The organism is Collinsella aerofaciens (assembly GCF_040910265.1).
Taxonomy (GTDB): domain Bacteria; phylum Actinomycetota; class Coriobacteriia; order Coriobacteriales; family Coriobacteriaceae; genus Collinsella; species Collinsella aerofaciens_BK.
Genome location: NZ_JBDGAW010000019.1, coordinates 1 through 13,049, shown reverse-complemented (window position 1 = coordinate 13,049; position 13,049 = coordinate 1). Strand labels below are relative to the sequence as shown.

The 13,049-nt window shown below is 59.4% G+C and carries 10 protein-coding genes and 1 tRNA gene; 4 read left to right on the top strand and 7 right to left on the bottom strand.

The features are described 5' to 3' along the window. Nucleotides 1–497 precede the first annotated feature (497 nt). Entirely contained in the window at nt 498–2,039 is a 1,542-nt protein-coding gene (locus AB5Z14_RS07875) for a carboxypeptidase M32 (RefSeq protein WP_368130987.1), read from the top strand. 200 nt (nt 2,040–2,239) lie between these two features. Here the strand turns inward: AB5Z14_RS07875 and glmM are convergent, their stop codons facing one another. From glmM to AB5Z14_RS07860, 3 genes are all read right to left on the bottom strand, one after another. Then, nucleotides 2,240–3,571: a phosphoglucosamine mutase gene (gene glmM, locus AB5Z14_RS07870; RefSeq protein ID WP_368130986.1), complete on the bottom strand. Its 1,332-nt coding sequence runs from the start codon at nt 3,569–3,571 to the stop codon at nt 2,240–2,242. Between the two features lie 83 nt (nt 3,572–3,654). Further along, entirely contained in the window at nt 3,655–5,967 is a 2,313-nt protein-coding gene (locus tag AB5Z14_RS07865; RefSeq protein ID WP_368130985.1) for a DUF4012 domain-containing protein, read from the bottom strand. Between the two features lie 149 nt (nt 5,968–6,116). Further along, a complete protein-coding gene (locus tag AB5Z14_RS07860; protein WP_368130984.1) occupies nt 6,117–7,139 on the bottom strand; it encodes a DMT family transporter in 1,023 nt (340 codons plus the stop codon). Between the two features lie 293 nt (nt 7,140–7,432). Between AB5Z14_RS07860 and AB5Z14_RS07855 the strand changes: the two genes are divergently transcribed. Further along, nucleotides 7,433–7,507, top strand: a tRNA-Val gene (locus tag AB5Z14_RS07855). Between the two features lie 465 nt (nt 7,508–7,972). Then, nucleotides 7,973–8,659 (top strand): DUF5710 domain-containing protein, encoded by a 687-nt coding sequence (locus AB5Z14_RS07850; RefSeq protein WP_368130983.1) that lies wholly within the window; start codon nt 7,973–7,975, stop codon nt 8,657–8,659. Between the two features lie 38 nt (nt 8,660–8,697). On the opposite strand, the gene AB5Z14_RS07845 is transcribed toward AB5Z14_RS07850, so the two are convergent. The 3 genes from AB5Z14_RS07845 to AB5Z14_RS07835 all read right to left on the bottom strand — a co-directional run bounded on the left by AB5Z14_RS07845 (nt 8,698) and on the right by AB5Z14_RS07835 (nt 10,187). Further along, complete coding sequence (locus AB5Z14_RS07845; protein ID WP_368130982.1) at nt 8,698–8,982, bottom strand: hypothetical protein; 285 nt, start codon at nt 8,980–8,982, stop codon at nt 8,698–8,700. 114 nt (nt 8,983–9,096) lie between these two features. Next, nucleotides 9,097–9,867 carry an HNH endonuclease gene (locus AB5Z14_RS07840; protein WP_368130981.1) on the bottom strand — a complete coding sequence of 257 codons (771 nt, stop codon included), beginning with the start codon at nt 9,865–9,867 and terminating at the stop codon, nt 9,097–9,099. A gap of 143 nt (nt 9,868–10,010) precedes the next feature. Further along, nucleotides 10,011–10,187 carry a hypothetical protein gene (locus AB5Z14_RS07835; RefSeq protein WP_368130980.1) on the bottom strand — a complete coding sequence of 59 codons (177 nt, stop codon included), beginning with the start codon at nt 10,185–10,187 and terminating at the stop codon, nt 10,011–10,013. Nucleotides 10,188–10,402: 215 nt separating this feature from the next. On the opposite strand from AB5Z14_RS07835, the gene AB5Z14_RS07830 reads away from it, so the two are divergent. Then, nucleotides 10,403–10,894, top strand: a complete 492-nt coding sequence (locus AB5Z14_RS07830) for a hypothetical protein (protein ID WP_368130979.1) — start codon at nt 10,403–10,405, stop codon at nt 10,892–10,894. Between the two features lie 91 nt (nt 10,895–10,985). Here the strand turns inward: AB5Z14_RS07830 and AB5Z14_RS07825 are convergent, their stop codons facing one another. Further along, the gene (locus AB5Z14_RS07825; RefSeq protein ID WP_368130978.1) at nt 10,986–12,461 is read right to left on the bottom strand and encodes an ATP-binding protein; all 1,476 of its coding nucleotides are present in this window, start codon (nt 12,459–12,461) and stop codon (nt 10,986–10,988) included. Nucleotides 12,462–13,049 lie beyond the last annotated feature (588 nt).

Below are 13,049 nucleotides of genomic sequence, written 5' to 3'. Positions count from 1 at the left end.
TTCGTCTCTCGCGCTCTCCGTTTGCCGAGGCGGCTGCCACCGTCTGGCGTTGTGAAAACGCGGCCCGGTTCGGTAATAAAAAAACCGCCCTCGGGCATGTGCATTGCCCAAGGACGGTTGAATTCCGCGGTACCACCTTGTTTGACCCGGCGGATGTCTGGCCCGCCGCGCCCACTCTGTGCCCCTTGTCGCGAGGCTCACGGCTTCCCTACTGGGGCTTCGCCACCGCTGGCCGCGTGCCCGTTGAGGTCGCTGCTCGGGAGTGAACGCTTGGCCCTTGTCACCGCAGGAAGGCTCGCAGCCCATGACCTTCCCTCTCTTGCCGGCGACGCGGCGGGCAAAACCCTCTCCGTCAACGCATTGGGCTATAGGATAACACATTCTGCGTGTGCATCGCCGCGTTCCGTTTTGTTCGCACTGGGTACAAGGCAGGTAGCTGTGCAAACTGGCCGCACGCCCACCCGTGGCGCTCGACCTGCGAGATCAAGGATATAGGTATGGGAAAGAAACTCGATAAGAAGGCCAAGGCGGGCAAGAGCATCAAGAAGCTCCGCAAGCTCGAGGGCAAGCTGTGGACTCGCGAGTACCTGCTCAAGATTGCCGAGTTTGACGGCGCGACCATTGCTCCCGCCAACGGCGCCGCGGCCCGCGCCGATGCTATGGGCACCCTTGCTGGCGAGCATCACAAGCTGCTGACCAGCAAAAAGTCTGTCGAACTTGTGCGCTCGCTGGCACGAGAGACCGTCGCGGGCGGCAAGATCGACGACCCGCAGCTGCTCGACGAGATCCGTGTGCTCGGCCGCGACCAGCGCGAGGCAAGCGTCATCCCCACCGAGGAGGCCGAGGCCTGGACCAGGCTCACCTGCGAGGCCGATGCCGTGTGGCACAAGGCCAAGACGGCCAATGACTGGGCGAGCTTTGAGCCCTATGTGGATAGAATCGTCGCCCAACTTAAGCATCAGGCCGAGCTCATGGACCCCAAGCGCGACCCATACGACGTTTGGCTCGACCAGTACGAGCGCGGCCTTTCCGCCAAGAGCTTCGATGCGTTTTGCGATGAGGTCAAGGCCACGGTCGTGCCGCTCGTGCACGCCATCGGCGAGCGCGGCCAGCAGCCGGCTGCCGACTTTTTGCACGCCCACGTGCCCGAGGCTGCCCAGCGCGCCATGAGCTTCGACTTGATGAAGCTTGTCGGCCTGGACCTGGACGACACCACGCTTGCCTTTACCGAGCATCCGTTTAGCGAGGGCTTTGCCGTGGGTGATGCGCGCATCGCGACGCACATCTACGAGGACGACTGCATCTCCAACGTCTACAGCATCATCCACGAGGCGGGGCACACCATGTACGAGCTGGGCGTCAATCCCGCCTATGCGCGCACGTGCTTGGAGGGCGGCACCTCCATGGGCATCCACGAGAGCCAGAGCCGCTTTTTCGAGAACACCGTGGGTCGCAGCCGCGCCTTTATGGGCCCGCTGCTCGAGGTGCTGCGTCGTCACGCGCCCGAGGTCTACGGCGACGTCGACGAAGACACGCTCTACCGCGCCGTGAACATCGCGCAGCCGTCGTTGATCCGCACCGAGGCCGACGAGCTCACCTATCCGCTGCATATTATGGTGCGCTACCAGATCGAGCGCATGCTGTTTGCCGGCGAGGCTGCGGCCAAGGACATCCCCGCGCTTTGGAACCGCTTTATGGACGAGTACCTGGGCATTCCCGTTCCCGACGACACGCACGGCTGCCTGCAGGATACGCATTGGAGCGGCGGTTCGTTTGGCTACTTCCCCACGTATGCGCTGGGTAGCGCCTACGATGCCATGTTTGTGCCGGCCATGTGCCGCGACGGCGTCAACCTTACCGGTGCCTGCGCGAGCGGCGACTTGGCACCCGTCCGCGCGTGGCTGGGCGAGCACATTTGGCAGTGGGGCCGCGCCAAGGACGCGCCGGAACTCATCAAGGGTGCCTGCGGCATGGCGTTCGACGCCCGCTACTACTGCAGCTACCTGCAGGACAAGTTCACCACGCTCTACGAGCTGTAGGACACAACCGACACGCCAACGCCAACCATGTTGACGCCAATGTTTTGGCAACGTCAGCGAAAACGGCCCTAAGCGAGCAAGGTGACGTGAAATGAAAGGGCGCTGACCTTCCTGGTCGCGCCCTTGAAATTGAACGTCAGATTGCCGCTTAGGGTCGTTTGCAGCGTCGAGCCGTTACGCGGTTTGGTAAAACCGCGTAACTACAAGGCCTCCAAGGCACCCGCGATGCGCTTCATGGCGGCTTCGGCGGCTGCTTGGTCGGGGGCTTCGGCCAGAACGCGGATGACCGACTCGGTTCCGCTCTTGCGCACGAGCACGCGGCCCTCGCCTGCCAGCGATGCCTCGGCCTCGGCGATGGCGTTCTGCACGCCCATGCTATCCAGCGCGGCGTCCTTGTCCGCCACGCGCACGGCCACCTGCGCCTGCGGCAGCAGCTTGCACGGCGCCGTGAGCTGCGAGAGCGTCTCGCGCTCGGCACGAATCACTTCCATCACGCGCAGCGACGTCATGATGCCGTCGCCCGTGCGCTCGATATCGCCAAAAATCGTGTGGCCCGTCTGCTCGCCGCCCAGGCTGTAGCCGCCCTCGCGCATCTTGGCATACACATGACGGTCGCCCACGCCGCTGGTCACGGCACTCAGACCGGCAAGCTCCAGCGACTTGATCAGGCCAAAGTTGCTGGCGATCGTCGGCACCACGGTACCGCCCGAAAGGCGACCGTGCTTGTTTAGGTACACACCGCACACATACAGGATCTGGTCGCCGTCGACCACGCGGCCGCGCTCGTCCACGGCCAGGCAGCGGTCGGCATCGCCGTCATAGGCAAAGCCCACGTCTAGGCCCTGCTCCACCACGTGGCGCTGCAGGCGTTCCATGTGCGTCGATCCACAGTCGACGTTAATGTTGAAGCCATCGGGCGCAGCGTTAATTACGCGCACGTCGGCGCCGAGCGCGTCGAACACAGGCTTGGCCACCGAGGACGCCGAGCCGTTGGCGCAGTCGATGCCGATCTTGACGCCCTGCAGCGAAAAGTTCGCGCTCGCGATGAGCGAGGCAATATAGCGGTTGCGCCCCTGCATATAGTCCACCGTGGCACCGATCTGGTTGCCCGTGGCCAGCGGCACCTCGCCCTTGCCATCGATATAGTCCTCGATGAGCTCCAGCACGTCCTCGTCCATCTTGAAGCCGTCGCTGTTAACGAGCTTGATGCCGTTATCGCAAAACGGGTTGTGGCTCGCGCTGATCATGATGCCGCAATCGAAGCAGCCCTCCACGGTCTGATGCGCCACACCCGGCGTTGGGATCACGTGCAGCATATATGCGTCCGCACCGCTCGCGACCAGGCCACTCACCAGCGCCGCCTCGAACATATAGCTGGATCGACGCGTGTCCTTACCTACGATGACGCGTGCCTTGCGCTCGCGGTTGACGCCGTAATACCAGCCCACAAAACGACCGATCTTATAGGCGTGCTCTACCGTCAGCCCAACGTTGGCCTCGCCGCGAAAGCCGTCGGTGCCAAAGTACTTCATGCGCTCTCCTTATAAAAATGGGGCGAACAGATTATCCGTCCGCCCCAAAATGGTACTCGATTATCTGGTCTACCAGAAAAACCCTACGCCGAAGCGCTGTCGCGAGCCGCCTGGCACGTGGGGGTCTGGCGCAGCGTAAGCGGCTTGTCTCCCGCCTCGGCCGACGTGGTCAGCGTATAGGTGATCGTCGTCGTCTCGCCCGCATGCAGGTCGACGGTTCCCGAATAGAAGGGAATGCCATGCCACGTGGCGGCGCCAAGCCCAAACTGGGTGCCCTCGACGGTAAGGTCCGAGATGTTGCCGCCCGTCGGGGCGAACAGCGAGACATTCAGGCGCTCGTCGTCACGCGCGGCATCGGGCGCGCTCGCTGCAACGTAGTCGGGCAGCTTGCCGGCCTCTTCCTGCGTCATGATGTTCGTCAGGGTAACGGTGATGCGATAGGAGCACGTACCGTCGCCATTCTTGATGCCCTGGCCAATCTGCGTATCGGCGTTGAGGTACCAATCGAGCTTGGAGAAGCTCAGGTTGTTAAAGTAGACACCGGCAACGGGATCCTCGCTCGGGTCGTCCGGATCGGGCAGCGAGGCGTCGATGTTCATTTCCTTGATAGCGTTCTGCTCGTCGTCGTTTTTCATCCACGCGATCAGGCGGCCCTCTTCGGCGCCGCGCTCAACGGCGCTGACGAGCTTCGTAACATCGACATCGCCGATGCCGCCGAGAATCTTGTCGAAGGCAGCGCTGGCAACAGACGCAAAGATGCCGTCCGACTCCTCGACCGGATAGTTCCAGTACACATCGTGCATGAGGACCTTGGCCGCATTGGTGCCGTCGACAACCGTGCCATCGGGCAGCGAGACATTGCCGACAAGGCCCAGCAGATACTGCAGGAACACGGGGTCGATACCGATGATGCCATCGACATCCTGGCCATACTCGGACTTCCACAGAGAGGCGACACGCTGCGAGTTGCGGGGCCAGTCAGGCGAATACGTGTTACCCGAGTTGTACAGGTTACTGTGATCGCCAAACAGCGCCTCGTCCTCTTCGTCGACGCTCTCGACAGCCTCGTCCTTGCTACGTGCGATGCATGCGACAAAGTCGTTGATTGACATCTGGCCGTCGGTAACCGAGATCAGACCCTGCGAGCCGCCAAAGCCGCCGCAGGCACGAATCTCAACATTGTTCATGGCATACACCAGATAGTTGCGGGTCTGGCCATTGGCACCGAGCATCTGGGGGAGAACGGGGGCGACCTTCTCCGCCGCGTCAACCGCGCCGCTGAGAGTGGCAAAGCCGTCCTTTGCCTTATCGACCAGCTCGGTCACCTGGGAAATATGCGTATCGCCAATGCCTTGGATCTTCTCGTTGGCGCTCTTGAACACCTTCGAGCTGCTGGAAAGCGAATCGGCAACGGCCTGCAGCGCAGACACGTTAATCATGCCGTCCTGGAACAGCTTGCCGGGCGTGGCCTGCGAAAGGTTGTCGGCCATGGGAACCAGCGCATTGCTCGAGACATCGGACAGGGCGTCGATCATGGTGCGGGCCGCGTTGATGTCACTGCCATACACCGGAACAAACGAAGCCGCCGTCCACAGCGGGCTCGAAGTCTCCGCCTTCATGCTATCGCAGAGCTCATCGATCTTCTTCGCATCGTCGGGCAGCGTCGAAAAATCGCCCGACGTGACCTTGTCCTCAAGGCCGCCGACAATCTCGACAGCCTCCTTCGCTTCGCTCTTTACGGTCTTTGCCGAGTTAAGCAGCATAAAGCCACTTGCGCCAAGCGCAACGAGAAGTACCGCGACTACGGCGGCAACAACCGCGCCAACATGGCGCTTCTTGCGCTCACCCTTGCGATGACGATGACGGACCAGACCGTCCGAGGTTGAACTCGACGAAGCGTCGTTGCCGTAGTTCAGGCCAAAATCGTAATAATCTTCCTTGGAACCGGAGCCCTTAAACTCGGCACCGTTATCTTCCAAACGGGCGAACGTGCCGGTCTCAGAGGCACCCGTATAGATCGTACCAAGGTTACCCGTAAGCCCCGCGCCACCGGCAGAGGGAGTATTGTTGGCGGTATTGTCGGCATTAATGTTGCCGGCGGCATTCGCGGCGTTGGCAGTGCCTGCGTTGTTCGCAGGTGTCGAAGGAGCCCCGCTCGGCTGCGGCGTGGGGGTCGCACCGCCCGCAAAGACATTCCCTCTTGCTCGACCGGTCTTTTTGGCCTTCTGAGACTGCTCATACAGAGCGGTAAACATCGCCGTCTCGCCCGGGGACGTGCGCTTACCGGCACTGTTCTGACCAGCTCCGCTCGGCATGCCAGCTTTTCCAGTCCCGTTCGAACGCGGCGGAACCGCAGGACGGCCGCTGTCGCTGCCCTTAAAGTGATTACCAGCCATAAAGAAATCCTCGCAATTGAGTCGCAATGAAAAAGTCCATAACGTTACTAGTTTATGGCATATTGGGCATCGACAGCTAAACTCCAGACACGGACATCAATTGGCGGAAATGTGGCGCAACACCTTATCTGTCTTGGCGGCGGCGCTAGCTACACCGTAAGGAACATCATCACGATGATCATGGCAAAGCCGATAAGGTCGGTCGGCAAAAATACCGTGCCCAGCATAACGGCGCTGGTGATGGTCGCCGAAACCGGCTCCACGGTTCCGATGAGGCTTGCACGAACCGAGCCGATGTCCTTAACGCCCTGCATATAGAGCATGTAGGCAAAAAACGAACCGATGACCACGAACACCGCGAGTGCCTCGACGCCGGCAGCGTCGAGCGCAGGCATATGCGCCCAGGGCCGTACGAAGATGCACGAGACCACACCCGCCGTGAGCATAGCCGAGCCCGTGACGATGGGGCTGCCGTATTCGGGCAGAATCTTAGCGGGAATCACCGCCATGCAGGTGGCGCTGAGCGCGCACATGAGGCCCGCAATCAAGCCGAGCGGCGAGATGTTCAGGCTGGTGGGATCACCACCGGTAGCGATTAAAAAGGTGCCACCGAGGGCCAAGCCGATGCCGACCGCCTCGCGCACGCGCGGCATGCGGCGATCGACCACGCAGGTGTAGCCCATGATGATGACCAGCTGCAGGCATTGAAGCACCGTCGCCGTTCCGGCGTTGGTCAGGCGCACGGCCGAAAGGTAGCAAAACTGGTTAAAGAGCAGGCCAAAGGCGGTAAAGAACAGCAGCTGTTTGCGATCGGCGGGCGTGGTCCAGAGCTTGACGAGGCGTTCGCGGTCGCGCGTGACAACCACAGCCATAAAGAGCAGGCCGGCGAGAATCTGGCGAACGCTCATAAGCCACAGGGTATCAACGTGATAGGTATCGAACAGAAAGCTCGCGCTGGTGCCCGAAAAGCCCCAAAACGAACCGCCCACCAGCGTGGCCAGAACGCCCGTGATCATCTTACGCGTCGAAGCACTGTTCAGGCGGTCGCGCCAGGCGCGGCGGGTGTTGCGGCTCAGCTCGTCGGTTCCCTCCGGCACGACAAAATCGGACGCCGCCGTCATCGGCACCGAAGCCTTCGCGTTGGCGTGCTGCACCGAGCGCTCCTGTTTCATTCCACTCCCCCGAAACAATCTGGAAACAACTCGGCTTACCTTACCACGGTAAGGATGCAAGCTAACAGCTTGGCCGTTTATCGGTAAGACAAATCCGTCAATGACGTTCGTCCACGACTCCATGACGTATCGACTAGCGCATTATGCATCAAGCGGTCCACGGCTACGAGCTCTTAAAAAAGACAAGATCGACGCGGAGCCCTACTCCACAAGCTAACGATTTTTAAAAATGCTCTTGCCACCAGGTCCTGGCTCCGCTATATTATTCCCTGCGCATTCGCGCACCCTTGATCGGGCGTTTAGCTCAGGGGGAGAGCGCTTCCCTGACACGGAAGAGGTCAGAAGTTCAAATCTTCTAACGCCCACCAAATGTTCGCAGCTCAGAGGCTATGTCTCTGGGCTGTTTTGTTTTATGTCGCCAAATCCGCTGGCAGCTCCAACCGTCATCGCAACGTAACATCAATTCGCCTGACGAATGGCAGCCAAACAAATTCAATACCCCAATATCAACAATAACTTTGATATCCATCGCGAATATAAATTCGCTTGATGTACACGAGCAACAGATGGCGCTCCTTTTTGAGTTTTGGCAACTGGCCGTGGCTATCTTGCCATCGCACACCCCCAAATGCTCATTCGCCGATGTCTAAACCGCAATCCGTCAAGCTTTTGGCAAGGTTGCCGCCGACCGACCAAAAGCTGGCCATTTACTTGCCAATTTGCCCGACGCCACAACCAGCCAGCCCGCACAGCGACTTCTCGGCCAAACGCTACGACGTCCACGCCCTGCGGTATCCTTGAGCCACTTGCACCTGCAGCACCAAGGAGCCGCCATGCGCACCGAGCTCGATGTCCCCTTTTCGCACAAAGAAGAAGCCAAGGCGCTGGGCGCCAAATGGGACCGGACCAAGAAGATCTGGTATGTACCCAGCGGCGTCAACCCCGAGCCCTTTGCCGAGTGGCTGCCCGGTGTTGACCGATCAGACCCCTCTGCGCCGTATATATATCTGGTGCTGGGCAAGCGCGAGTGCTGGAAGTGCCACAAAGAGACCTCGGTCGCAGCCTTCGGCATTCCCTATCGAGCCGATAACGGCGAGGGCATCGCCATCGCGCACGAGCCCAACGAAGCCGGGCACATTGCCATCGACACGGCCAATGCCAACGCACTTGCCATCGTGCCCGCTCTTGGCTGCGTGCCGGGCGAGATCCGCGACTACCTTCATAAGCGCTGCGGCTACAAGCCCGTAGGCGCGCGAGCCTCCAAAGCCCCGTCGCTCGGCAACACGTGCACCAGTTGCGACGCGCTACAAGGCAGCCGCTATCTGTTCGAAGAACCCACGTCCCCGTTTGTCCTCACTGCCATCAACAAGCTACCGGCGCTGGAGTTCGTGCGCGTCGAAGTTGCCGGCGTCTTTGGCATCCCGGCCACGCGCACCGACTTTGACCAGGCGCTCTTTACCTGGGCACGCGACCATCACGCCGAGTTCCACAAGCAGCTCGGCGAGGGGGTTTATTTGTAGGGGCGGAGATGCCTTCACAGCCAGCTCCTCCGCATCACCTATCCCTCGCCACCGTCGTCATACACGATATCGAGGTTGCAAACGGGACACTTCTCCGGATACACCGGCATATGAACGCCCGTGCGTTTTCTCGCATCTTTGCTGAGCCAATCGTGCGCATCGATAAATCGAATGTCGAGACACGGAATTTGCAAGCCACAGCAAGGGCAGGCGACAGCAAACGAACCGTAATCAACTTCCACACCCGGGAACTTGCTTTTGTCGATGAGGGCGCGCGGCAGTTTTCCGTACTTCCCCATCACGACATCGCCTCGCCAGCCCACGCTCGCTCCCTTCCCGTTATTCAAACCAGGAAGAGCATGCACCAGCAAGTGCGCGTGAGATTGCATTGCCACGCGATCCGATCAAACGACACGATCGTCAAAGAATGCCAAATCCTAATACACTAATACGGCAGAAGCCCCACCTTTATCACGCTTCTTTTCCGAGCGATCGAACTCGATGCGATGGGCCTCAAGAAACACCGTATTGGGTCGCCACTGATGCTCATTCGGCTGCCTTAGCGTCGCACCCGCAAAGGAAACGTAGTCGATCTTATCCAGCAGGTACGATTCACACAGCCGATATTCACCGCAAATAGGCTCAAGCGAAATCAGATGAGCATCGAATAGAGAATGCAAGTCGCGCCGAAGCAGAATGCCATTGCTGGCGACTTGAGATTTTGGGCCCGAATAGTTTTCGATATGCGCGGCCTCCAAAACTTCGCTGACGCCACAACCCGACACTGCGCAACGACCGTCATAAGCGGCAACGAGCTGCTTGCGGAACCATTGCTGTCCCAGACGCTCGCGCCTTAACGCGTAGTGAACCTTTTCGTCGTCGGTCGCACCCTGTCCGGCAAACTCAATGTCGGCTGGCGCGTGCTTCAGATAGCTCATGTCCGGCGCAAAACGAGGGTCTGGACCACCCTTGTGAACAGGCCCGTGCAGCACAAACCAACCGTTTTCGGGCTCGAAGCGCTCAACAAACGCGAGGCCGAGCACCTTATAGCCCACCTCGGTTGCAAATATGACTCCGACTGGAACGCCGCAATCCATGCAGTTGAGCATTTTACGGTTGTAATTCTGGTCTCGAAAACCAACAGTACCCGGCGCTTGAACCGAGTACTTAATGATCCACGTACCATCGTCCAAATAGAGTGGAGGCACATCGGTATAGAAGCTCTTTTAGAGTTATGAACCGAGAGAACGAAGGTCTTATTAGGGTCTTGCTTCACCTTATCCTGGCCCGGCCAGAAAATCCCCGAATCCCGCGTTACAGGGAAGAGCTCCGAGCCAATTCTCAAACGATACTAATGCTGGAGGCTGTCTTTCTTGGTGCGGTGCGGAAGGTTGGCCCAAACGCCGCCGCGCTGCTCCTCGCTCAGAAACCACTCCCACGCCTCAACGTACTCGGAAGGCACGAGGCTGCAAGCGCGGTCATAGCTAGGTCCATCCATCAACGGAACAGCAAGGTCAATGTCGTTCATCGCCAGCACCTACAACCATACGAACGCGAGTCATGCTCCTCAATAATATGGCCGGGAGTCAATTATTGCGAGATCACATTCCGCGATCGGCACATCGTTGATGCTCTCGGTTTGCCGTTGGCGCGCTTGTACCCCGCTACCCCACTCCCCTGTATACTGATGTAGCACGTGTTTCATCCGGGCTTGTTGGGCCCGATCGTTCATGGGAGGGTCTTGTGGCTGCTTCGAATCCGCCTAAGGGGAGCGTTTCCTCCTCATCCATCAAACCGGTTACGCGCAAGGCCGTGCGGTGCCAGCGCGAGGTTGCCTGGCTTGTCACGCAGGCCGCAGGCAGGCTCGTGGCGACCACGGAAGACGTCAATGCACCCACGCCGAGCTTTGTGTTGGCAGCGGCACTCGAGCGCGTGCGCCAGTTAGAACTTGCCGCACAGGAAGCCGGCAGCGCCCTTGACCACCAGGGCACCATGGCACCCGACCTGTCCACGTTTTGCCGCATGGCCAAGCTGCCTACCGCACCCAACGCGCTTTCGGACGCAGGCTACATGTTTACGCTTTCGGGCGCGGACCTTATCCGCGACATCTATGCATACTGCAGCGAGCTTACCGAACGCCACGTCTTTGACGCTGCCGAGATCAAGCCGGGATACGCCATCAAACTGGTTCTTAGGCTGTTCTTGATGGACGGGCTCGGAACCATGCCAGCGTAAGCCGAGTCTTTAGCATCGCCGTCGACTGGGCAACAACCGCCTTACCTTAGCGGGCGTCAATCGAGAGTCGATTATTGGGTCACCTCGTCCGCTAGCACATCTGCTCTGCGCGCTCCGACAGTCGATACTTACGGTTGCGGCTCGTCGCCGGCGCCGTGGGCTCAAGCTCGCCCTGAGCGATAAGCATGTTGACGCGCGACCTAACCTGGGAAATGGTGAGCCCCGTGCGCTCTGCCAGCTCGCGCGTCCCCAGTTCGCCATAACGCTTGAGCGCCGTCACGATTAAGTCCCCGCCGTGATCGACCGGCTCGATCTTTGAACGGTAAAGTACGACTTTGAACCGATCGAATCCCGGGCAGAACAGGGGCTCGGCCAAACCACGTGCGCGCATGGCATCGATCATCATCGGAATGCCCGAGCCATTGCCCTCAGCTGGCAAACCTGCACCATCCGGCAGCGGGACAATCGACATCAATTTCACGAGCGTCGCGTTGCGGCATCGGGAGCTACCGTCAAACAAGTTCTCGCGAGTCTTTCCTCCGTATAGGCCACCCGGGTTCGTCACCTCGACACGATCATCGAAAACGTCAACGGCAATCGACTGCCCGCAGAATCGGTCCCCGTATTCCCTGTGAATCACCGCGTTGGCGATTGCCTCGCGCAGGACCTCCTCGGGGATCTCCAGCGAGTCAGCGCGCGAGACGCCCTGGACGGTCGAGGTTCGCCGCAAATTCTTGGCGACAGCCGCGACGGCATCCGAGATCATCTCGCCCAACGTTCCCTCGCAGATTGTGCGGTCCATGAACCTCAGCGATCCCGTCGCGCCTTTCTGGGTCCCGACATGAACGGCCACATCAATAAAGACCTTGGGATAGAACTGCTGCGGGTAGGTGCCCACAGCCAAGAGTCCGGCCTTAGTAACGTTACCTTGGGAATCAAAGATATTTAGGCGCTCCAGCTTCGTTTTCTCGTCCGACGCGCCGCGCATTGCCCGGGGCGTCAATGAGAAAGCGCGCTCTATCGTGCGGTCGACCAATGGTTCGTCGAGGTCATCTGTGCCTGCACCCGGCACCGCGTCGCGATCGCTCGGGCTCGTCCGTTCGTATGACGCCAACGCGAGCACCTCGGTCGATGAAAGCGGCACGTCTTTGTCGTCGATGCGCTTGTAGCTGCCGCCCTGGGCACCGCGCTCTATTACATAGCAGGGCTTGCTCGACGGATCGAGCTCCTCAATCGTGATAACGAGAACAATGGTGCCCTGGAGCTCCACCCGCTCGATCGTGTATTTGGGCGGATTGGCCAGCTTTCCTCGGCCGCCCGCATCGCCCATGCCTGCGACAAATTGGTTGAGCACCTTCTCGGTCTCGAAGTTCTCAACCGGGACAAAACCTGCGCGCTCACTCACTCCGAGCACGATGATTCCGCCGGCAGTATTTGCGAACGCGCTCACCGTTTCCCACACGTCGCGAGAAAGCGTCGTGGCGCTCTCCTTTACTTCGACGTTAAGATCATCCGAGCCCATGTGCCTTAAGGACTCGAGCAGATTGGTCAGCTCGTTTTCGTTCATCTGCATGCCCTTTCGTCTCGACTCGGCGGCGAGTGTCCCAATGGGCTTCTCTCGTCTCTCAGTTATCTCTCGTAATTATCTCTCGTCTTTCTCTTTATCTCTCGTCTCGGAGATGAGTGAGAGATGAGAGATAAACTATCTACTATTTGCTTCATTAAAACATGTTTTGGCTGGTAGAACAATCAGTGTTTGAAGATTCGATTCGTTATTTATCTCTTAGCAGCACTGTTATCTCTCGTGATTATCTCTCGTCTACCTCTTTATCTCTCAGCTTAGAGACGAGTGAGAGACGAGAGATGCATGGGTGACGCACGAGCGTGGATTTTCTGACGGCTGGAAAATGAGAGTGGATATTTGGACGGTTTTTGGGCGTTTTGAGGCTGATTCCGTCCGAAAATCCACTCTCATTCAATTTGCGTCCGGAAATCCACGCTCGGGCGTCCGGATTTCCACGCTCGTGCGATCCGGACGGCCAGGATGCAGGTCGCGCGCGCAGACGTGGTGTAAGAGCGTCCTGAGGTCCGTCGCTGCAAGTCCCGATGTTACTCCTTCTTGAGACCGCGCTTCTCGACTATCTCGTCCACTATC

Coding starts and splice junctions, on each gene's coding strand:
- AB5Z14_RS07850 (WP_368130983.1), top strand. CDS start 7,973: ATGCGCACCGAGCTCGATGTCCCCTTTTCGCACAAAGAAGAAGCCAAG.
- AB5Z14_RS07875 (WP_368130987.1), top strand. CDS start 498: ATGGGAAAGAAACTCGATAAGAAGGCCAAGGCGGGCAAGAGCATCAAG.
- AB5Z14_RS07865 (WP_368130985.1), bottom strand. CDS start 5,967: ATGGCTGGTAATCACTTTAAGGGCAGCGACAGCGGCCGTCCTGCGGTT.
- AB5Z14_RS07860 (WP_368130984.1), bottom strand. CDS start 7,139: ATGAAACAGGAGCGCTCGGTGCAGCACGCCAACGCGAAGGCTTCGGTG.
- AB5Z14_RS07835 (WP_368130980.1), bottom strand. CDS start 10,187: ATGAACGACATTGACCTTGCTGTTCCGTTGATGGATGGACCTAGCTAT.
- glmM (WP_368130986.1), bottom strand. CDS start 3,571: ATGAAGTACTTTGGCACCGACGGCTTTCGCGGCGAGGCCAACGTTGGG.
- AB5Z14_RS07825 (WP_368130978.1), bottom strand. CDS start 12,461: ATGAACGAAAACGAGCTGACCAATCTGCTCGAGTCCTTAAGGCACATG.